The organism is Streptomyces sp. NPDC025638, assembly GCF_055558775.1.
Map to the genome: position 1 here is coordinate 337,797 of NZ_JBVHLX010000003.1, position 19,623 is coordinate 357,419.

Here is a 19,623-nt window from a genome sequence, read left to right on the forward strand (position 1 = left end):
CACCCGATGGCGCGAGACCGCTTCACGCCCGACTTCGATCCCGACTGCGGGGACTCGCCCCTCAGCTCGGCACGGCAGGACATCGTGATCGGCCGCTGGCAGGGCCTGCGGGAACTGCTGCGGGCCACCGGCACCGACTGGCTCTCCCGGGGGCACCGGATCCGGCAGCTCGCCCAGGCCTGCACGGGGAGTTCGACGGTGGAGTCCTGGCTGGCCGCCGAGCCCCGCAGCGCCGACGCGCTGGTGCTGCGGGCGGCCACGGAGACGGCCAGGGCCTTCACACTGGCCATCTCCGCGGGCCGGGGGGTGCCGATCGACCGGGACCGTATCGACACCGCCGTGCTGGCCTGTCTGCAGGCCACCGAGGCGTGGCCGGAGGACCCCACGCCCTGGATCTCGCTGATCTCGGTGGCCCGCCTGTATCCGGCAGGGGTGCGTCGACAGGAACTGGCGCGCTGGTGGGACGAATTGCACCGACGCGACCCGTACAGCGTGGAAAGCCACCTCCAGGTGCTGCACTACTACTCCGCACGCTGGCACGGCACCCACGGCCTCATGTACGACTTCGCCCGCGACGCGGCCGGGGTCGCGCCGTCCGGCTGCGCGCTGCCGGTGCTGGTGCAGTACGCCCGGGTAGAGGAGTTCCGGTATGTCCTCGACGGCGCGCAGGGGCAGCGCTCCGCGGTGGCGATGGGCCAGCACTGGAGCCACGACGGCGCCGTCAGCGACGTACGCCGCACCTGGCAGCGCTGGATCACGGGCCGCGGGGACACCCCCGTCGCCCCGGGCGAGCTGCGCGACCTGAACTACCTGACCCATGCGGCCTGTCTGGCGGGAGCGAACGACATCGCGGCCGCGCTGCTGCGTATGCAGGGCCGCAGGGTGACGCGTACTCCGTGGTCGTTCACCGGGGATCCGGAGAAGCAACTGGTGAAGTGGCGGGGTGACCTGCGACTGCGCGGGTGATGCCGACCCTGATCCACTCCTGCCGCGTCATCGAGGTGCGACGCGGTGCCAGACCGAGAGCTTCGCCTCGGGCTGTGCGGGGAGGGCGGAGCGGAATCAGGGGCGGCTGCCGTCCACAGCCTTGCGCCATCCTTCAGTACCTGCAACCAATATGCAGTAATGGCCGGTAAATGTGCGGACAGGTCTTGGCCACGGACCGGAAAAGCGCCCTGGACCGGACAAGTCAGGCCTCCATCAGGCCCCTGCCCAGCCAGTCCTTGGCGTCCCTGACGCCGGGCAGCGCGAAGAAGTAGCCGCCGCCCGTCGGGGAGATGTAGTCGACGAGGGGTTCGTCGATCAGCCTGGTCTGGGTGGCTTCGAACTGCCGCCTGACGTCCTGCTGGTAGCAGCAGAAGGCCAGGCCCATGTCGAGGTTGCCGACGCTGTCGACGCCCCGGTCGTAGTTGTAGCCGCGGCGCAGGATGCGTGAACCGTCCGTCTTCGCGGTGCGCGGGTTGGCCCGGCGGATGTGCGCGTCGAGGGGGATCGCCGTGCCGTGCGGGTCCTTGGCGTACCGCGGGATGTCGGTCTCCTTCGCGCCGTCGAGCGGGGCGCCGGTGTCCTTGCGGCGGCCGAACATCTTCTCCTGCTCGGTCAGGGAGATCCGGTCCCAGAACTCGACCAGCATCCGGATGATCCGGATCACCTGGTAGCTGCCGCCGGTCGCCCAGGCCGGCTCGCCCTGCCCGTCGCCCACCCAGATCAGACGGTCGGTCTCGCGCGCCGAGGTGACGTCCGGGTTGGCGATGCCGTCCTTGAAGCCGAGCAGATTGCGCTGGGCCCCGGTCGGGCGCGGGGCGTTCTGGAAGCCGTCGATGCGCCACTTGATCTGCATGCCGCCCCGGGTGTGCCGGGCGATGTCGCGCAGCGCGTGCAGCACGGTGTCCTGGCTGTTGGCGCACAGCTGCAACGACAGGTCGCCGTGGCACTCGGCCGCGTTCAGCTTGTCGTTCGGGAAGGTGCGCATCGGTGTCAGCCGGGCGGGCCGTGCCTTGGCCAGGCCGTAGCGGTCGTCGAAGAGGGAGGCGCCGACGCCGACGGTGACGGTCAGCGCGTCGGAGGGGACCTCGGGGCCGAGGATGCCGTTGTCGGAGGGAGGGGCGCCGACGCCCAGGTCGGAGGGGGTGCCGCCGGTGGTGAGGTACCGGGCCCGCTCGGTGATCGTCCGCAGCAGGTCGGTGAGTTCGGCGCGGCTGTCGGCGATGACGTCGAGCGAGACGAACGTGGCCGCGGCGGGCGCCGGGGTGACGATTCCGGCCTGGTGCGGGCCGTGGAAGGGCACCTTCGTGGTGCGGGTGGCGTCGGCGGCCTGCGCTTCGGCCGTGCCGCCCGTCTGCCCGAGTGCGAATCCTCCGCCGGCCAGGACCGCGCCCGCGGCCCCGGCGCCGAGCGCGCTCCGCACGAAGGAGCGGCGGCCGGTGCCGACCGGGTGGGCCGGGGTCTCGGCAGAGGACATCGGGGGGTTCCCTTCTTCGTACGTGCTGGGGGTGTTGCCGTGCTCGGTGCCCATCAGGCCGACTTCCTGATCTCCAGGAGGTCCGGCACCGGGGCGAGGTCTTCGAGGAGCCGGCCGGTGGCGCCGTTGACGCGCTCCCGGGCGGCGGCGTCGAGTTGACCGACGGGGGTCCACCGGTCGCCGTTGTGTGCCGCGTCCAGAAGCTTCTGGAGCCGGGCGATGTCCGCGTCGACCGTGGGGAGCAGCTTCGGGGCGCGGGGGGTCAGCAGCGGCCGGAGCACGGTGAGCAGTTCGCGGGTGCCGGCGAGGTTGGCGTCGGCGGTGGCGAGTCCGGTGCCGCTGCCCAGGTCGGTGTCCCCGGTGAGTTCGAACTGGAGCGTGTTCTCCAGGATCTCGTGGGCGCGCAGGGGCAGGTCGCCCGGGGCGAACTCCTGGGTGGGGAAGGCCTTCTGGAGTCCGTTCACCGCGTCGAGGAGTTGCTGCGCGGGCGCCTTGAGCTCGTCCGCGGACTGTCCGTGCCACAGCCCGTACTCGATGCGGTGGAAGCCGGTGAAGTCCTGGTCCCGCACGCCGCCCGGCAGGCCGTCGGGCCTGCCGTTGATCTGCTGGTCGAAGTCCTCGAAGGTGCCGTAGGCGGCACCGAGGGAGGCGTAGGTGCGGTGCGCGGTCAGCCAGTCGGAACGGGCCTGGTCGAGGTGGTCGCCCTTGATGTCGTCGTTCAGCGTGCCGGTCTGGGTGACGAGCGTGGCCAGGCCCTGTTCGACGTACTCCTTGTACGCCGTCAGGGGCGCCGCCAGGTCGTTCTCCGACACCGGTACGACCGCCTTGACGGCTCCTGTGCCGCTGACGGTGACGGCCTTGGAGGTGACGGCCCTGCCGCTCGTGGGAACGCAGCGCCAGGCGTATGTGCCGCCCGCGACGGTGGCGACCAGGTCCCGGGTGGTGCCGGGGGCCAGGCCCTCGATCTCGCCGTACACCGCGTCGGTGGCCGGGTCGATCAGGTACACCTCGGCGGTCTTGCCGCCGGTGTTGTGCATCTGGAAGGTCTGCCGTCCGGGCTCGGGCGCGGTGAATCCCTTGCCGCACTCGCTCTCGGACACGGCGACGGTCTGGGCGCCGGCCGCCTTGGGCCGGGCGAGGGCGACGACCATGCCGGCCACCACTGCGGGGACGGCGACGACGGCAACGGGAACGACCCAGGCGGGACGGCGGCGGGCCGTGGGGGTGGCCCTCGGCTCCGGGGCGGGCTCCTCGGCGCCGAGGTGGGACTCGGCGGCGGAGGGGGCGGGCTCTTCGGACACGGGAGTCGAGTCGGACACGGGAGCCGACTCGGACGCGGTGCCTGCGGGCTCGGTCGCTGGTGTGGCGCCCTCGGCCCGGGCGGCCGCCCGTTCGGCTGCGGCGGCGGCGCGTTCCGCCGCGTGGGCGGCGCGCTCGGCTGCCGCGGCGGCACGTTCGGCGGCGTCGGCGGCGGGCGTGGCCGTGCTGGCCCCTGCGGAGGCGGGTGCGGCGGCGGTCCTGGGCGTCGGCGCGGTCACCCCGCGCACGAACAGGGTCATCACCACGGCGAGATAGCCGACGTACCCGACCATCTGGAGCCAGGTCATGGTCGGAGTCAGGTTGAACACGCCCTGCACCAGGGTGCTGTACCAGGAGCCGGCGTCCACGCTGCCGCCCAGGTCGACGGCGTACGAGGCCTTCCCGGGCAGCACCCCGCCCTCCTGGAGGTCGCGCAGACCGTAACCGAGGACGCCGGCGGCGATGACGATGAGGACGGCGCCGGTCGCGGTGAAGAACTTCGAGAGGTTGATCTTCAGGACCCGCCGGTACAGGCCCCAGCACAGACCCGCCGCGAGGACGAGCCCGATTCCGGCGCCGGTCAGCGGGCCCGCGGACTCACCGGCCGCACGGGCCGTGGTCCACAGGAACAGGGCGGTCTCCAGGCCTTCGCGGCCGACCGCGAGGAAGGACGTGAGGATCAGCACGCCCGAGCCCATGGCCAGCGCGCCGGTCACCTTCTCCCTGATGTCCCCCGAGAGGCTGCGGGCCGAACGGCGCATCCAGAACACCATGGCGGTGACGAACGCGACGGCGATCACGCTGAGGGTCCCGCCGAACGCCTCCTGGGCGGTGGCGGACAGGGAGGCCGCGGTGAACGTGAGGACAGCGCCGAAGCTCATCGCCAGGGCGACGGCGGCCAGAACACCTGTCCACACCTGTGGCAGCCGTTTTCCGGCATCGGCCCGTACCAGGGTGGCCACCAGGATGGAAACGATGAGTCCGGCTTCGAGTCCCTCCCTCAGCCCGATGAGGAAACTCGGAAACGCGTCGTCCCACATGCCCTGCAACCCTCCCGACTTAGTGAAGGCATGCCTTACCTCTGCCGACCATCATGACTACACCCATGCAGTCACTCGGTCATGAAGCGGCAATGTGCGGGCAAAGCCCGGGAGCCGACGGGGAACCCATGGGGAACCAATAGGGGAACGATCCACCTCAGGCGGTCGTCTACAGTTGCGTAGACCGTCTACAAAAATGTAGTCAGGACTGACCTGTTGCCGAACGAGACGAAAGCGGAGGGCCGACGACGATGACCACTCCCCCACACCTGTCGTCGCAGCTCGCCGTCAATGTGCTGGACGCCCACTCGCTGCTGGCCGCCTTCGGCGTGCTGGGCGTCGGCGTGGTGATGTTCGCCGAGACGGGACTGCTGATCGGTTTCTTCCTGCCCGGCGACTCGCTGCTGTTCACGGCGGGTCTGCTGTGCGCCGGCACGGCCGACCGGGGCCTGAAACTGTCGCTGGCGCCGCTGCTGGTCGCGGCGGCGGTGGGCGCGCTGGCCGGCTCGCAGTGCGGGTATCTGCTGGGCCGCAAGGCGGGCGGAGCCCTGCTCACGCGCAGCCGCTCGGCCCGGCTGCACGAGGGCGCGCAACGCGCCGAGGAACTGCTGGAGCGGTACGGCCACGCGAAGGCGATCGTGCTGGCCCGCTTCGTGCCGGTGGTACGGACGGTGCTGAACCCGATGGCCGGGGCGCTCGGCGTGCCCGCCCGGACCTTCACCGTGTGGCAGGTGACCGGCGGGCTCGTGTGGAGCATCGGGCTGACCCTCGCCGGGTATGCGCTCGGCTCCTCGATCACCGGCATCGACAAGTACCTGCTGCCGGTGATCGCGCTGATCGTGGTGGTCTCGCTGCTCCCGCTCGTCGCCGAGGTGCTGCGCTCCCGCAAGGCCGCCAAGGAGGCCCGTGGATGATTCTTGCGTTCGAGGGCTCGGCGGACGCCGGGTTGAAGCCGGCGGTGTCATGAACCGCAGGGGGCTGCGGTCATGAACCGCAAGGGCCTCGCGGAACTCGCGGGCAGCGTCGGGCTCGGCGCCTGGACGGCGTTCGTGGTGCTGACCATGGTCGTGGTCGGCGGCCACGGGGCTCCGCTGTTCCTGGACGGGGATCTGCTGTCCTGGTCGCTCGCCCATCGGCCGGACGTCGCGGTGGCGTTGGCCCGTGGGGTGACGGCCACGGGGACGGGGATCATCCCGTACGCGCTGGTGATGCTGGCCGGCCTGTTCGTGGGCCGCACGCCGCGCCGGCGGCTGGTCGCGGCGCTGCTGGGTGCCGCCTGCCTCGGTGCCGCCCAGGCCTTACGGTACGGCGTGATGGAACTGGTCGCCAGGGCCCGGCCGCCGATGGCCGACTGGCAGACGCACGCCTCGGGCTGGGCGTTCCCGTCCGGGCATGCCACCACGTCGGCCGTCACGGCCGGGTTGGTGATCCTCGCGATATGGATGCGCGCCCCGCGCGGCCGGGCACCGATCTTTCTCGCCGTGGGCTGCTGGGGCGTACTGGTCGGGCTGACCCGGGTCTTTCTCGGCGTGCACTGGTTCACCGACGTACTGGGCGGCTGGCTGTTCGCGGCGGGCTGGCTCGGAGTCTGCGTGTGTGCGGCGGCCTGGTGGCTCCCTGCGGGGGTCATCGGGAACCTGACCACCCACCGGGACACGGCCGATGCGCCGCCGGAGGAGCACACGCCCCGGGATCCGGGGCGTCGAGGACGATCACGCCCTGTGTGACGTTCCGCGGCGCGGCCCGGGGTGTGACACCGCGGCAGGCCGCTGCGCTGTACGGAATGGCCTGAGGGGGCCGTGGTGCTCGCTCCCCCCGAATGGACGAGCGACCACGCGCCGGGCAGGCAGGCGTTCCCCCGTCGTCTGCCTGCCCGGCGCCACCTTCGGGCCCGGATCCGGGCATCTTCACGGCCCGGGTAACCTGGGCACGCCGCTCCTAAATGATCTTTAATGATGATGATTCGGGTCTGCGGTGTTCAGGTGTTGTCGTGAGTCGGGGTGGGTGCACACGTGCTGCTGGCGGACCGCTACGAGCTGGAAGAGCTACTGGGACGCGGCGCGATGGGCGAGGTGTGGCGGTCTGCCGACCAGGTCCTCGGACGCTCCGTCGCGGTCAAGCTCCTGCGGGCGGAAGAGGCGACGGACACCGAGCGGTTCCGGATGGAGGCTCAGATCGCGGGCCGCCTCAACCACCCCAACGTGGTGGGCGTGTACGACTTCGGCGCCCACGACGATCAGCTGTACCTGGTCATGGAGCTCGTCGACGGCTGGAGCCTGGCCCAGGAGCGCTCGCTGCGCGGCACCTTGGACGCGCAGGAGGCGGCCGCCGTCGCGGCGCAGGTGGCCGCGGGGCTGTCCGCGGCGCACCGCGAGGGAGTGATCCACCGGGACATCAAGCCCGCCAACGTCATGCTGACCTCCGGTCGCGCCGCGAAGATCACCGACTTCGGGATCGCCCGCTTCACCGGCGACGCCGGCAGCACACTCACCGCCACCGGCAAGGTCCTCGGCACCGCCGACTATCTGGCCCCCGAGCGCGCCCTGGGACGCCCGGCGCAGCCCGCCTCCGACGTCTACTCGCTCGGCTGCGTGCTGTATGAACTGCTCACCGGCCGGCCCCCGTTCCGCGGCTCGACCTCGCTGGCCGTGGTGCAGCAGCACGTCGACGTCCAGCCCCCGGCACCGGCCCAACTGCGCCCGGAGATACCCCCGCTGCTCTCCGAGTATCTGCTGCACCTGCTCGCCAAGGATCCGGCCCACCGGCCGACCGCGGGGCAGGCGGCCAACTGGCTTGCCACGCAGGAGTGGAAGCCGGCCGCCATGGAACCGGCCGACACCGCTGCCATGCCCGTTCCGATCCTTCCGTCCTCCGTGCCCCCGCAGACCGCTGTCGCCGAAGCCCCGCACGCCCGGCAGCGCGGCGCACGGATACTGTCCTCGCGGGCCGTTCTGGGCGGTGCGGCCATCGCCGTGTTCGGCGCGGCCGTCGCCCTTGGCGCCTCGCTCGGTTCGGGCGACAACGGCCCGTCGTCACCCGGTTCGCCCACCCCGGTGACCGTCAAGTCCGCGCCTGTCGACGAGACCCCGAGCCCCGCGGCGACATCAGCCGCCCCGTCCCCCACGGAGCCGCAAGGAGGGGATCAGGGCAACGGCGGACATGGCAAGGGCAAGCACGGAAAGGACGGAAACTCCGACCACTGAGGGCTACAGCGACTTGCGCCGAATCAGCAGGGCGAGCACCAGCAGGCCCGGGAGCAGGGGCAGCCAGACGGTCAGCAGGCGGTAGCCCAGCACCACGGACGCTGCCGTGGCGCCGGGGGCTCCGGAGGAGGTGAGCGCGAGGGCGAGCGCCGCGTCGAGGGAGCCGAGGCCACCCGGGGTGGGCAGCAGGGCGGCGGCACTGCTGGCGGCGAGGTACAGCAGCGCCACCCGGACCGGGGGCAGCGGGAGGGCGACGGCCCGCGTGACCGCGATCAGCACCAGGCAGTGCAGGGCGGCGAAGGCCAGCGAGCCGCCCCACAGCGCGGCCGCGCGCCGCGGATCGGCGTGCACGGCGCGGATGTCGGCGAGTACGGCCGCCAGGGCGCACCGGCACCGGGGCCACAGCGGGCTGTTGAGCAGGAGGACCACGAGGGCGGCCGTGGCGGGTACGGCGACGAGCGCGGCCGGGGGGATGTGCGGGATACGCAGCAGGCCGGGGCAGGCCGGTGCGAGCGCCGCGATCAGGGCGCCGCGGGCCACCGCACCGGCCGTCGCCTTGACCGCGAGCGCGCTGGCCGAGCGGCTCGCCGGAAGTCCGCAGCGCATCAGGAACCGCACATTGACCGCGCCCGCTCCGAGACCGGCGGGCAGGACGTGGTTGGCGGCCGAGGCGGCGAACTGGGCGGCGACCAGGCGTCCGCCGGGCAGTGGCCGGGTGACCGCGCCCTGCTGGGCGAGCGCCGAGGACACCCAGGTCGCGGCCGCGGCCGCGGCGCCCACCAGCAGCCACCCCTGGTCGGCGACGGCCAGCCGCAGGGCCCCGGTGTGGAGCGCGGGCCAGTGCCGCAGTGCCAGGTAGACCGCGCACATCAGGACGGCGAGAGAGGCGGCGGCCTGCCAGTAGGCCCGTCGGCGGCCGAGTGCGGGCGCGATGCTCGTCGAGGAGGTCATGAGCCGGCTGCCGGACCGGCGTAGTAGAGGCGGAGCGCGCCCAAGGGCACGAACTGCCAGTCGCGGGCGTAGGCGGGCGGGCGCTTGCCCGTGGTGACGAGTGTGGCGACGGGCATACGGCGTGCGGTCCCGGCGATGACCGCCGCCGTGCTGTTCGCGTTGTGGCCCGCGGTCGCGGCGGAGGAGCAGCCGGCGTAGAACGCGATGGGGATCGCGTCGTGCCCGGTGACGAGGCAGGGCGGGCCGACGCCCAGGTGGTGCAGTTCGGCGGCGATACGGGCCCAGCCGCGACGGGCTTCCGTGGTCCGGCCGACGGTGTGCTCCAGGACGGCGTACTGCACCGCCAGATGACCGGCGAGACCGAGCGCGACCAGGGTCACGGCCACCGGCCGCCAGGCTCGGCCGGGCGCGGTCACCAGGTGGACGAGCGCAACGGCGACGGGGAGGGCGAGCAGGGCGTAGGCGGGCAGCAGGAAGCGGGGTGCCGCGTATCCGATCATGAACAGGTACGGGAACGCGGCGGTGGCGCCGCAGGCCAGCGGCACGAGGGTGACGGCGGTGCGGCGCGCCCGGACGGCGACGACCAGGCCGAACACGGCGAACAGGGGTAGGACGAGCCACCAGACGGTGACCACGGGGGCAGGCATGGCTCCCGTGCACGGGCGGCACAGGGCCCGCCCGCCCAGGCTGCGCAGTTGGTCGGCGACGGCGATGTGCCAGCCGAGGCCGCCCTGGATCGCGGAGCCGTCCGAGAGCCGCTGCGCGAGGCCGCCGTAACCGACGTACGCCTCGATCACCCACTCCGCGGCCCCGGACGCGAGCCCCGCCAGCAGGAAGGCGAGCGGCCGCCACAGCCGGCGGTACAGCGCGAGGACGAGCAGGGGCAGGGTCGCCCAGACCGCGTCGGTGGGCCGCATCCACGCCATCAGCGCCCCGCTCGCGGCCAGGCCCCACAGGGCGGCGCGGTCGCGGTGGTCGGCGCGGGCGCGCAGGAAGCAGGCGGCAGCGGCGAGTGCGCCGACGGCGACCCAGTAGTTGGGCATGGCCTGTGGGCCGTAGAAGAGCGTCACCCAGAGCGAGGCGAACAGGCCGCCCGCCAGGGCCAGTACGCGGACCGGGAAAAGCCCCCGCCATGCGCGCAGCGCCAGGAACAGGGCGAGGCCGGACAGCAGGGCGAGGTAGATCCGCAGCAGTGCGGTGGACGACGACCATGCGGTGATCGGCGCCACGAGCAGCGAGATGCCACGGGCGCGGGGTGCGCTGAAGTAGGCCGCCGGGGCCTGTGAGCTGAACTGGCTGACGTACACCGTCTCGTCCCAGCCGAGGCCCATCCCGGGGTGCACGATGAGGAGCTGGGCGAGCGTGAAGGCGGCCGCCACGGCGGCGAGGGGGCCTGTGGCGCGGGCGCCTCGGGTGCCGTCGGACATGTCCCCGGCTCGGCCGCGTCGCGCCCCGGCGAGCATGGCGTTCGTGCTGCCGGCCATCGTCCACCCCTCTGCCCCTACAGCTTGCAGAAGCCCCATCACCCTACAGCCTGTAGTGCCGAGGGCGGAAATCACAGAGAAAGGAGAAATACGGGATTCGCGAGAATCATGGTCAAACTAGCCCGCATCGGAGGAGTGTGCAGCAGGGGTACGGCCATACGAATGACGGCCCTACGCGCTGTAAGGTTGGGACATGGCTGGCACAGGGTCCCGCGGCAGGGTGGAGAGGCGCAGCGCCGGGGAGTTGGAGAGCGAGGTCCTGGCCACGCTGTGGGCCACCGAGCGGCCGCTGACGCCGGCCGAGATCCAGGCGGACCTCGACGGCGGGCTCGCCTACAACACGGTGCACACCATCCTCAAGCGGCTGTACGACAAGGGTCTCGTCCTGCGTGACGCGGACGGGCGGCGCGGCGCGTACCGGCCCGCGAAGAACGCGGCCGAGCTGACCGCCGCGGCGATGCACGATGCCCTGGACCGCGGCCCCGACCCGATCGCCGCGCTGCAGCAGTTCGTGTCCGGACTGAGCGCCGAGGAGGAACGGGCACTGCGCGAACTGCTCGGCGGAGGCGGCGCATGAGGTTCGACGTCTACACCCCGCTGCTGCTGGCCCTGCTGCTCCCCGCCGTCAGCCCGGTGATCGGCAGACGGGTCGCCCCTGCGCTCGCCGCCCGCGTCCTGGTCTCCGCGGCCGTCCTGACCGCGGCGGCCACCACCTGGTCCCTGGTCCTGCTCGCCACCGCGCTGCTCGGGGACGCGCCGCCGGTCGTCCGGGAGGCCCGCGAGGACGGGCACCGTATCGCCGATCCGGTGCCCGAGGTGATCGGGGTCGCCGCGTGTCTGGCGCTGGCCGTCGTCGCCTGGCGCGTGCACCGGGCCCTGCGGGCGGAGCGCTCCACGCGCCGGGCACTGCGGCGGCTGTGCGAAGGGCAGCCGCCGGACACCGAGTTGATCGTCGCCGCGTCCGCCGTGCCGCAGGCCTTCGCGATCCCCGGTCGTCCGGGCCGGATCCTGGTCACCTCCGCCATGCTGTGCGCGCTCGAACCCGCGGAGCGCCGGGTCCTGCTCGCCCACGAACGTGCCCATCTGACGGACCGGCACGGCCTGCTGGTGACCGCGGCCACGCTCGCCGCCGCGGCGAACCCCCTGCTCTCGCCGGTCCGTGACGCCGTGGCCTTCCTCGTGGAACGCGGGGCGGACGAGCGGGCGGCGGACGCCGTCGGGGACCGCGGGGCCACCGCCCGCGCCCTGGCCCGCGCCGCCCTCACCGCGGGCCGGGTCCGGCCCACGTGCACGCTGAACTTCACCGACCGGGCCGTCACCCGCCGTATCGCGGCCCTCCAGACGGCCCCACCGCCCCGCATGCTGTCGGCCGCCGCGGCCGTCCTCGCCCTGGGCGCCCTCCCGGCCCTCCTGGCCGCCGACGCAACGGGCGACCTGTACGGCCTGCTGGCAAGCGTACTGACCTGACCTCGTGCACCGGAGCGGAGGGGCTACCGCGCCGAACCCGCTCAGCCGCTGTTCGGGCCGCGGTGTGGGGGCTGTTCGGGGGCCGGGCGGAGTGGTGTCGCGGGTACCGGGCGCACGGTGGGGCCGTCGGTGTCGAGGGTGAGCGGCTCGCCGTGGTGGTGGATCGTCAGCGGGTCACCGTCCAGGAGTGTGTAGACGGCCTTGTCCGCCTCGATCTCCACCCGCAGCCGACGGCCGAGGAACTGCAGTCCGAAGGCCAGCCGACGGAACCTCTCCGGCAGTCGCGGGGCGAACCTCAGCCCGTCGCCGGACCGGCGCAGCCCGCCGAACCCCGCCACCAGCACCATCCAGGTACCGGCCAGGGACGCGATGTGCAGTCCGTCCCGGGTGTTGTGCTCCAGGTCCTCCAGGTCCATCAGAGCGGCCTCGGCCGCGTAGTCGTAGGCGAGCCGCAGATGGCCCGCCTGTGCGGCGATGACCCCCTGGCAGCACGCGGACAGCGAGGAGTCCCGTACGGTCAGCGGCTCGTAGTAGGCGAAGTTGCGGGCTATGTGGTCGTCGTCGAAGAACGCGCCGCAGGTGTACATGGCCAGCACCAGGTCGGCCTGTTTGACGACCTGCTTGCGGTAGAGGTCGAAGTACGGGAAGTTCAGCAGCAGCGGGTACTGGTCGGGGCGGGTGCCGGCGAAGTCCCAGCGCTGGTAGCGGGTGAACCCGGCGTGCTGTTCGTGGACGCCCAGCTCGCGGTTGTAGGGAAGGTGCACGGCCTCGGCGGCGTCCCGCCAGGCGGCGCTCTCCTCCTCGTCGACGCCGAGCCGCTCCGCCTCCTGCGGATACCGGGCGACGGCGTCGGCCGCGGCGAGCAGGTTCGCGCGGGCCATCAGATTCGTGTACGTGTTGTCGTCGGCGACCGCGCTGTACTCGTCGGGGCCGGTGACGCCGTCGATGTGGAAGACACCGTGCGGGTCGTGGTGGCCCAGCGACCGCCACAGCCGGGCCGTCTCCACCAGCAGCTCGACACCGGCCTCCCGCTCGAAGGCCGTGTCCCCCGTGGCCTCGACATAACGGATGACGGCGTCGGCTATGTCGGCGTTCACATGGAAGGCCGCGGTGCCGGCCGGCCAGTACGCCGAGCCCTCGGAGCCCTCGATGGTCCGCCAGGGGAACGCGGCGCCGTCCAGGCCGAGCTGGGTCGCCCGCTCCCGGGCCGCGGGCAGTGTGTTGTGCCGCCAGCGCAGCGCCTCGGCGACGGTTGACGGGGCGGTGTAGGTGAGGACGGGCAGCACGAACATCTCGGTGTCCCAGAAGGCGTGCCCGTCGTATCCGGAGCCGGTCAGCCCCTTGGCGGGGATCGCTCGCTGCTCGGCGCGGGCCCCTGCCTGCAGGACGTGGAACAGGGCGAAGCGGACGGCCTGCTGGATCTCCTCGTCGCCGTCCACCTCGATGTCCGCGCGGGCCCAGAAGTCGTCCAGGAAAGCGCGCTGTTCGTCCAACAGCCCCTGCCAGCCGTCGTGCGCGGCGGCGGCGAGGGCGGCGTCCACCTGGTCGGCCATGGCGGGCAGGGAGCGGTTGCCGGACCAGCCGTGGGCGACGAACTTCTCCACGCGCAGCCGTTGTCCCGGCTCCAGTACGGCGGTGACGGTCAGCCGGGCCACGTCCGTGTCGCTCTCGCTCCGGGTCGTGGTCCGCTCGGGGCCGGTGACGACATGGTCGGCGGCCGCCGCCACGCGCAGACCGCTGCGCCGGGTGCGGTGCACCAGCCGCAGCCGCCGGCCGGAGGCGAAGTGGTCCTCCTGCTCCAGCGGCGAGTGGAGCGCGACCGCCGCGCGCGGATCGCCGTTGGCCCCGGGCAGCTGCTCGTTGGCGACCAGCTCCGACTGGATCACCACCCGGGAGCGCGCGCCGACGGCCTCCACCTCGTACGCCACGGCCGCCACCGCCCGCTGGGTGAGCGACACCAGCCGCGTCGAGCGCACCCGGACCGTCGAGCCCGCCGGGGAGGCCCACTCGCAGGTCCGCTCCAGTACGCCCCGGCGCAGGTCCAGCGTGCGCTCGTGGGCGACGAGCCGGCCGTAGCGCAGGTCGAACGGTTCGTCGTCGACGAGAAGCCGCAGGATCTTGCCGTTGGTGACGTTGATGACCGTCTGGCCCGACTCGGGATAGCCGTAGCCGGCCTCGGCGTACGGCAGCGGATGCACCTCGTGGACACCGTTGAGATAGCTGCCGGGCAGACCGTGCGGCTCGCCCTCGTCGAGGTTTCCGCGCCAGCCGACATGGCCGTTGGACAGGGCGAACACGGACTCGCTCTGGGCGAGCACGTCCAGGTTGAGGTCGGTCTCGCGCACGGCCCACGGTTCGACCGTGTACGCCCGATGGGTGATCACCGCTTGCCTCCCAGCTCGGCGAGGTCCTCGACGACGACGTCCGCGCCGTGCGCGTACAGCGCGGCGGCCTGTCCGACGCGGTCGACACCGACCACGTATCCGAAGCCGCCGGCGCGGCCCGCGTCCATGCCGGCCAGCGCGTCCTCGAAGACGGCTGACGCGGAGGGCTCGACGCCGAGGTCGCGGGCGGCGGCCAGGAAGGTGTCCGGGTGCGGTTTGCCGGGCAGCTTCCGTTCGCTCGCGACGATCCCGTCGATCCGTACGTCGAAGAGGTGCTCCGCGCCGACGGAGCGCAGTACGTCACGGCAGTTGGCGCTGGAGGAGACGATCGCGGTGCGCAGCCCGTGGGCGCGGACGGCCTCGACGTAGCGCAGGGTGCCCTCGTAGGCCTCGACACCAGAGGTGCGGATCTTCGCGAGGAGCAGGTCGTTCTTGCGGTTGCCGAGGCCGTGGACGGTATGGGCGTCCGGCGGGTCGTCGGGGGCGCCTTCGGGCAGTGCGATGCCGCGGGAGTCGAGAAAGGTCCGCACCCCGTCGGCGCGTGGACGTCCGTCGACGTACTCGTCGTACTCCGCGTCGGCGTCGAACGGCCGGCCCTGCTCGCCCTCGTAGTCGCGCAGGAACTCGTCGAACGCCTCCTTCCAGGCGGCCGCGTGGACGACGGCCGTCTTGGTGACGACCCCGTCGAGGTCGAAGAGACAGGCCAGGATGGTGTCGGGCAGACCGAGCTCAGTCATACCCAGCACCCTTCCCCCGACGGGCGGCTTCCAGTGGGTGGCGAAGGCCACACTGCGGGAACCGGGGACCGGCCGCGGTGCGACACTCTCCTGCGTGTCCTTGACTTTCGACGATCTGCTCAGCCGCGCCCGCGGCCTCGCCGAGCGCGGACCACGCGCGCTCCTCGGCATCGCGGGCAGCCCCGGTTCGGGCAAGACGAGCCTCGCCGAGCACCTGGTCCGCGAACTGAACGGCACCGGCGCGCCCTGGGTGGCGCAGGTCCCCATGGACGGCTTCCACCTCGCCGACGTCGAACTGGACCGGCTGGGCCGCCGCGACCGCAAGGGTGCGCCGGACACCTTCGACGCGGCGGGATACGCGGCGCTGCTGCGGCGGCTGCGCGAGGAGACCGACGAGGTGGTGTACGCGCCGGGATTCGAGCGGGTGCTGGAGCAGCCGATCGCGGGCGCGATCCCGGTGCCGCCGACGGCCCGGCTGGTGGTGACGGAGGGCAACTACCTGCTGCTGGAGGCGGGTTCCTGGGCTCGGGTGCGGCCGTGCCTGGACGAGGTGTGGTTCTGCGAGATCGACGAGGACGAGCGCATCCGCCGACTGGTCGCCCGGCACGAGGAGTTCGGCAAGGAGCACGAGGCCGCCGTGGCCTGGGTGCGGGGCACGGACCAGCGCAACGCGGACCTGATCGAGACGACACGGAACCGGGCCGACCTGGTGGTGCCGCGGTCCGCGCTGCCCGCGCCGCACGGGGCGGAAGAACCCTGACCGGGGTCACCGCGCCACGGGTCGGCCTGCTCAGGTGTACAGGGTCAGTCCGGGCTCGCCGTGGGCGTCGCCCGCCGCCTCGCCGATCAACGCGGTGAAGGCCTCGGTACGGACGGTCAGGCCCTGTTCCCCGGCTTCGAAGGCGGGAACGAAGGTGTCACCGGGTCCGTACCGTACGGCGAAGACGTGCAGGTCCACCGGTCCGCCCGCCGCCGGGCCCGCCTCCAGGGCCGTCGAGCTCACCAGATGCCGCCAGCCCTCGTCGGGGTTGCCGTAGCCGCGCGGGTCGGCGGCCAGCGCGAACGCCGCCTGCTCCTGGGTGCTGTCGGCACGGGCGTCGAAGTGGTCCACGCCCCGCGCCTCGGGGTGCGTCAGACGCAGCGCGCCCGCCGAGGTCACCTCGCCCTCGGCGACCCGGCGCACCCGGTCGCCGTCGTCCGCCGCGTACGGCAGCCCGGCCAGCAGATACGGCACCCCGTCGAGCCGCTCGACCGCCACGGTCACCCACAGGCTCGTGCCGTCCGTGACGTACAGGGACCGCACATGGCGCAGCACATGGTCGCGGCCGACGACCGGCTTGGTGACCAGCTTGGCCGTCAGTCCGTCGGCGCGTACGTCCCGGACGCGGACCTCGCCCATGGGGCGGCACAGCAGGAATCCGTCGGTGACGGGGCCGAAGCCGTGCTGTCTGTTGACCGCCGCGGGCAGGTAGTACGTCCCGGCCGCCTCGATCAGCGACGGGGTCATCCGGCCGTCGAAGGCCACCGAGACGGTGCCCGCGCGCAGTTGGTGCCGATGGGTCGAGGAGGACGGCGTGCGGTGCCAGCGCGAGGTGTCCTGGATCTGCCAGACCAGCATCCACGCGAAGTGGCCGTCGACTCCCCCGTCCGGCTGGACCGCGTGCCGGCCCCAGCGGGTGTCGCCCCGGTAGCGGCCCAGGTCGGAGCCGATACGGCCGCTGAAGTAGCGCAGGCCGAGGACCGACTCGAAACCGGAGTGCTGCTCGCTGTAGCGGGGGCCGCCGTTGTCGAAGCCGCCGCCCGGCAGCCGGGCATCGATGTAGCCGGCCAGCGCGTCGCCGTCCTCGGCGAAGACCTCCTCGCCGCTGACGCGGTGGGCCTGGGCGAGGAAGGAGAGGGAGATCGGACCGTAGTTGTTGTCGTACGCCCCGCCGTGCTCGGGTGGCAGCAGGGCGCCGCGGTCGTGGACCCGGTGGGCGCGGATCTCGGCGGTGTACAGGGCGAGCGCCCGTGCGCGCAGCAACTCCCCTTCCTCCGGCGGGAGATGCCGGGCCAGCATCAGTCCGCCGACCACACAGCCGATCGCCTGGTTGCCGGCCTCCTGCGGGTTGAAGAAGGTGGCCTCGGTGAGCCATCGCCAGTATCCCTGGCCCAACTCGACCAGTTCACGCCGCTGTTCGTCCTCGACGAGGCCCTCGCCGGTGTCCAGGAGGTTGACGAGCTGGAGCAGGGCCCACACCGTGCTGGGCCAGTCCCCAACGGGGTGCGCGCCCGTCTCCAGGACGTAACGGGCGTACGGGAGGCGGGAGTCGCGGATTCTCAGGTTCGGATAGCCGGGGTTGTCCTCGGTGTACACCCGCTCGCGCAGATGGAAGGCGAGGCTGCGCCGTACGGCCTCCGGCAGACGCGGGTCCCCGCCCCGCTGCCAGGCCAGGGCCAGCAGCGAGGTGATCCCGAGCGAGGTGTCGCCGATGTCGTCGAGGGCTCCGGGGTGTTCGAGGTTGCCGTCCGGGGGGAGGCGGGCCAGGGCCTGCTCGGCGACGTCGGCGAGGACGGCGTCGTACGCCTCGGGGGTGTCCGGCAGGTCGTGCAGCGGGCCGCGCTGGCGCGGGAGGTGCACGGGAGTGCTCACGTGGTCTCAGCCCTTCATTCCGCTGGTCGCGAGGCCTTCCACCAGCCGTTTCTGGAAGATCAGGAAGCAGATCAGGGTGGGCAGCAGCGCGAGGGTCGACATGGCGAACATCGCGCCGTAGGAGGAGCCGCTGGTCTTGTCCAGGAACAGGGTCAGGCCGAGGGGGACGGTGAAGCGGTCGTTCTGCTGGAGGTAGACGAGCTGGTGCAGGAAGTCGTCGTAGGTCCAGATGAAGGTGAAGATCGTGGTGGTGACCAGGGCCGGCTTCATCAGCGGCAGGATGATCTTCCAGTAGATCTGCAGGGGGTTGGCACCGTCCATCATGGCCGCCTGGTCCAGCTCGCGCGGGATGGAGCGGATGAACTGGACCATCAGGAAGATGAAGAAGGCGTCCATCGCAAGGAACTTCGGGACGATCAGCGGCAGATAGGTGTTGATCCAGGTCAGGTTGTAGAAGATCGTGTACTGCGGGATCAGGACGGCCTGCGTGGGCAGCATGAGCGTGCCGAGCATCAGGCCGAACCAGAGCTTCTTGCCGCGGAACTCGAAGCGCGCGAAGGCGTAGGCGGCCAGCGAGCAGGAGATCACGTTGCCGATCACCGCGCCGATCGTGACGATCAGTGAGTTGGTGATGTAGAGGGAGAAGGAGTTGCCGGAGCCGCTCCAGCCCTCGGAGTAGTTGGCCGGGCGCAGCGCGTTCGGGATGAGGCCGGGGTGGGTGAAGATCTCGGTGTCGGGCTTGAGGGAGCTGCTGAGCATCCACAGCAGCGGGTACAGCATGACGATCGCCACGCCGATGAGGACCGTGTGGATGAAGATGCGGCGGGCGCCGGTCGCCGAGCGGAGCTTGTGCAGCGGCGATGCGTTCGGGGTCAGGGCGGACATCGAAGAACTCCTCGCTCAGTCGTCGTAGTGGACCCAGTAGCGGCCGGCGATGAAGTTGACCGCCGTGAAGCCCGCGATGACCAGGAACAGCACCCAGGCGAGCGCCGAGGCGTAGCCCATCTGGAGGTCGGTGAAGCCCTTCTTGTACAGGTAGAGGGAGTAGAGCATCGTCGAGTTGAGCGGTCCGCCCGAGCCGTTGCTGATCACGAAGGCGGGGGTGAACGTCTTGAACGCGTCGATGATCTGCAGGACCACGTTGAAGAAGACGATCGGCGTCAGCAGCGGCAGGGTGATGCGGAAGAACCGGGTGACGGGCCTGGCGCCGTCGATCGCGGCGGCCTCGTAGACGTCCTTCGGCAGCTGCTTGAGGCCGGCGAGGAAGATGACCATCGGCGTGCCGAACTGCCAGACGGCCAGCAGGACGAGCGTGTAGAGCGCGCTGTCGGGGCTGGAGATCCAGTCCTGGCCCTTGATGCCGAACCAGCCGAGGAAGTCGTTGAACAGACCGTCACCGCCGAAAACCTGACGCCACACGATGGCGATGGCCACCGCACCGCCGAGCAGCGAGGGGAGGTAGAAGGCGGCCCGGTACAGGCCGATGCCCTTCAGGTCGCGGTTGAGCAGCATCGCCACGCCGAGGGCGAGCGCGAGCTTGAGCGGCACGGAGACGACGACGTACAGGAGGGTGGCGTGCACCGAGTCCCAGAAGACCGGGTCGTCACCGAACATGTGCTGGTAGTTGTCCAGGCCGACCCACTGCGCGGGTGTCAGCAGGTCGAAGTCGGTGAAGGAGAGGTACAGCGAGTCGAGCATCGGGTAGATCGTCAGTCCGAACAGCCCGATGAACCAGGGGGCCAGGAAGAGATACGGCCACCACCCTCCGCCCCGCCGTCTGGCGAGGCGACGGCGCATACGGTCGCGCTCCCGCTGGTCGGACGGGGTCGCGGAACCCGACGGCTCCTTCACGACCGCGTCGGTTTGCGCGGTGGTCATTCTCATTCTCCCTGGCCCTCCGGGTACTTCATTCATTTGGTGCACTGCCGCGCCCCCGAAGGGGCGCGGGGAACTGCGCGACCAGCC

The 19,623-nt window shown here is 71.9% G+C and carries 16 protein-coding genes; 7 read left to right on the forward strand and 9 right to left on the reverse strand.

What is annotated here, in order from left to right; genetic code table 11:
- The first annotated feature begins 6 nt into the window (after positions 1–6).
- Positions 7–966, forward strand: coding sequence for a hypothetical protein (locus tag ACZ4EG_RS09560; protein WP_453546246.1), 960 nt, complete (start codon positions 7–9; stop codon positions 964–966).
- A gap of 223 nt (positions 967–1,189) precedes the next feature.
- Here ACZ4EG_RS09560 and efeB read toward each other — a convergent pair whose 3' ends face one another.
- Both efeB and efeU read right to left on the reverse strand, forming a co-directional pair.
- A complete protein-coding gene (gene efeB, locus ACZ4EG_RS09565) occupies positions 1,190–2,461 on the reverse strand; it encodes an iron uptake transporter deferrochelatase/peroxidase subunit (protein WP_467790202.1) in 1,272 nt (423 codons plus the stop codon).
- A 53-nt stretch (positions 2,462–2,514) separates the two neighbouring features.
- Complete coding sequence (gene efeU / locus ACZ4EG_RS09570; protein ID WP_467790203.1) at positions 2,515–4,800, reverse strand: iron uptake transporter permease EfeU; 2,286 nt, start codon at positions 4,798–4,800, stop codon at positions 2,515–2,517.
- 251 nt (positions 4,801–5,051) lie between these two features.
- Between efeU and ACZ4EG_RS09575 the strand changes: the two genes are divergently transcribed.
- The 3 genes from ACZ4EG_RS09575 (at position 5,052) to ACZ4EG_RS09585 (ending at position 8,003) form a co-directional block, all read left to right on the forward strand.
- Positions 5,052–5,714 carry a DedA family protein gene (locus tag ACZ4EG_RS09575; RefSeq protein WP_390705961.1) on the forward strand — a complete coding sequence of 221 codons (663 nt, stop codon included), beginning with the start codon at positions 5,052–5,054 and terminating at the stop codon, positions 5,712–5,714.
- 72 nt (positions 5,715–5,786) lie between these two features.
- Entirely contained in the window at positions 5,787–6,527 is a 741-nt protein-coding gene (locus tag ACZ4EG_RS09580; protein ID WP_467790204.1) for a phosphatase PAP2 family protein, read from the forward strand.
- A gap of 273 nt (positions 6,528–6,800) precedes the next feature.
- Complete coding sequence (locus tag ACZ4EG_RS09585) at positions 6,801–8,003, forward strand: serine/threonine-protein kinase (protein ID WP_467790205.1); 1,203 nt, start codon at positions 6,801–6,803, stop codon at positions 8,001–8,003.
- 3 nt (positions 8,004–8,006) lie between these two features.
- On the opposite strand, the gene ACZ4EG_RS09590 is transcribed toward ACZ4EG_RS09585, so the two are convergent.
- Complete coding sequence (locus ACZ4EG_RS09590; RefSeq protein WP_467790206.1) at positions 8,007–8,954, reverse strand: lysylphosphatidylglycerol synthase transmembrane domain-containing protein; 948 nt, start codon at positions 8,952–8,954, stop codon at positions 8,007–8,009.
- Complete coding sequence (locus ACZ4EG_RS09595) at positions 8,951–10,438, reverse strand: hypothetical protein (protein WP_467790207.1); 1,488 nt, start codon at positions 10,436–10,438, stop codon at positions 8,951–8,953. The genes ACZ4EG_RS09590 and ACZ4EG_RS09595 overlap by 4 nt, the downstream gene beginning before the upstream one ends.
- 193 nt (positions 10,439–10,631) lie before the next feature.
- On the opposite strand from ACZ4EG_RS09595, the gene ACZ4EG_RS09600 reads away from it, so the two are divergent.
- Both ACZ4EG_RS09600 and ACZ4EG_RS09605 read left to right on the forward strand, forming a co-directional pair.
- Positions 10,632–11,015 carry a BlaI/MecI/CopY family transcriptional regulator gene (locus ACZ4EG_RS09600; protein WP_453546228.1) on the forward strand — a complete coding sequence of 128 codons (384 nt, stop codon included), beginning with the start codon at positions 10,632–10,634 and terminating at the stop codon, positions 11,013–11,015.
- Positions 11,012–11,905, forward strand: a complete 894-nt coding sequence (locus tag ACZ4EG_RS09605) for a M48 family metalloprotease (RefSeq protein WP_453546226.1) — start codon at positions 11,012–11,014, stop codon at positions 11,903–11,905. Before ACZ4EG_RS09600 ends, ACZ4EG_RS09605 begins: the two co-directional genes overlap by 4 nt.
- A gap of 41 nt (positions 11,906–11,946) precedes the next feature.
- On the opposite strand, the gene ACZ4EG_RS09610 is transcribed toward ACZ4EG_RS09605, so the two are convergent.
- Entirely contained in the window at positions 11,947–14,289 is a 2,343-nt protein-coding gene (locus ACZ4EG_RS09610; RefSeq protein ID WP_467790208.1) for a glycoside hydrolase family 65 protein, read from the reverse strand.
- A complete protein-coding gene (locus ACZ4EG_RS09615) occupies positions 14,286–15,026 on the reverse strand; it encodes an HAD family hydrolase (protein WP_467790209.1) in 741 nt (246 codons plus the stop codon). Before ACZ4EG_RS09615 ends, ACZ4EG_RS09610 begins: the two co-directional genes overlap by 4 nt.
- 94 nt (positions 15,027–15,120) lie before the next feature.
- On the opposite strand from ACZ4EG_RS09615, the gene ACZ4EG_RS09620 reads away from it, so the two are divergent.
- The gene (locus tag ACZ4EG_RS09620; RefSeq protein ID WP_467790210.1) at positions 15,121–15,786 is read left to right on the forward strand and encodes a nucleoside/nucleotide kinase family protein; all 666 of its coding nucleotides are present in this window, start codon (positions 15,121–15,123) and stop codon (positions 15,784–15,786) included.
- Between the two features lie 30 nt (positions 15,787–15,816).
- Here the strand turns inward: ACZ4EG_RS09620 and ACZ4EG_RS09625 are convergent, their stop codons facing one another.
- Genes ACZ4EG_RS09625 through ACZ4EG_RS09635 form a run of 3 tightly spaced genes read right to left on the reverse strand, consistent with a single transcriptional unit; the run spans position 15,817 to position 19,536 of the window.
- Positions 15,817–17,646: a hypothetical protein gene (locus ACZ4EG_RS09625; RefSeq protein WP_467790420.1), complete on the reverse strand. Its 1,830-nt coding sequence runs from the start codon at positions 17,644–17,646 to the stop codon at positions 15,817–15,819.
- 18 nt (positions 17,647–17,664) lie between these two features.
- Positions 17,665–18,543: a carbohydrate ABC transporter permease gene (locus ACZ4EG_RS09630; RefSeq protein ID WP_467790211.1), complete on the reverse strand. Its 879-nt coding sequence runs from the start codon at positions 18,541–18,543 to the stop codon at positions 17,665–17,667.
- Between the two features lie 15 nt (positions 18,544–18,558).
- Positions 18,559–19,536, reverse strand: a complete 978-nt coding sequence (locus ACZ4EG_RS09635; protein WP_390705950.1) for a carbohydrate ABC transporter permease — start codon at positions 19,534–19,536, stop codon at positions 18,559–18,561.
- Positions 19,537–19,623 lie beyond the last annotated feature (87 nt).

Coding starts and splice junctions, on each gene's coding strand:
- ACZ4EG_RS09560 (WP_453546246.1), top strand. CDS start 7: ATGGCGCGAGACCGCTTCACGCCCGACTTCGATCCCGACTGCGGGGAC.
- efeB (WP_467790202.1), bottom strand. CDS start 2,461: ATGTCCTCTGCCGAGACCCCGGCCCACCCGGTCGGCACCGGCCGCCGC.
- efeU (WP_467790203.1), bottom strand. CDS start 4,800: ATGTGGGACGACGCGTTTCCGAGTTTCCTCATCGGGCTGAGGGAGGGA.
- ACZ4EG_RS09575 (WP_390705961.1), top strand. CDS start 5,052: ATGACCACTCCCCCACACCTGTCGTCGCAGCTCGCCGTCAATGTGCTG.
- ACZ4EG_RS09580 (WP_467790204.1), top strand. CDS start 5,787: ATGAACCGCAAGGGCCTCGCGGAACTCGCGGGCAGCGTCGGGCTCGGC.
- ACZ4EG_RS09590 (WP_467790206.1), bottom strand. CDS start 8,954: ATGACCTCCTCGACGAGCATCGCGCCCGCACTCGGCCGCCGACGGGCC.
- ACZ4EG_RS09595 (WP_467790207.1), bottom strand. CDS start 10,438: ATGGCCGGCAGCACGAACGCCATGCTCGCCGGGGCGCGACGCGGCCGA.
- ACZ4EG_RS09600 (WP_453546228.1), top strand. CDS start 10,632: ATGGCTGGCACAGGGTCCCGCGGCAGGGTGGAGAGGCGCAGCGCCGGG.
- ACZ4EG_RS09605 (WP_453546226.1), top strand. CDS start 11,012: ATGAGGTTCGACGTCTACACCCCGCTGCTGCTGGCCCTGCTGCTCCCC.
- ACZ4EG_RS09615 (WP_467790209.1), bottom strand. CDS start 15,026: ATGACTGAGCTCGGTCTGCCCGACACCATCCTGGCCTGTCTCTTCGAC.
- ACZ4EG_RS09630 (WP_467790211.1), bottom strand. CDS start 18,543: ATGTCCGCCCTGACCCCGAACGCATCGCCGCTGCACAAGCTCCGCTCG.
- ACZ4EG_RS09635 (WP_390705950.1), bottom strand. CDS start 19,536: ATGACCACCGCGCAAACCGACGCGGTCGTGAAGGAGCCGTCGGGTTCC.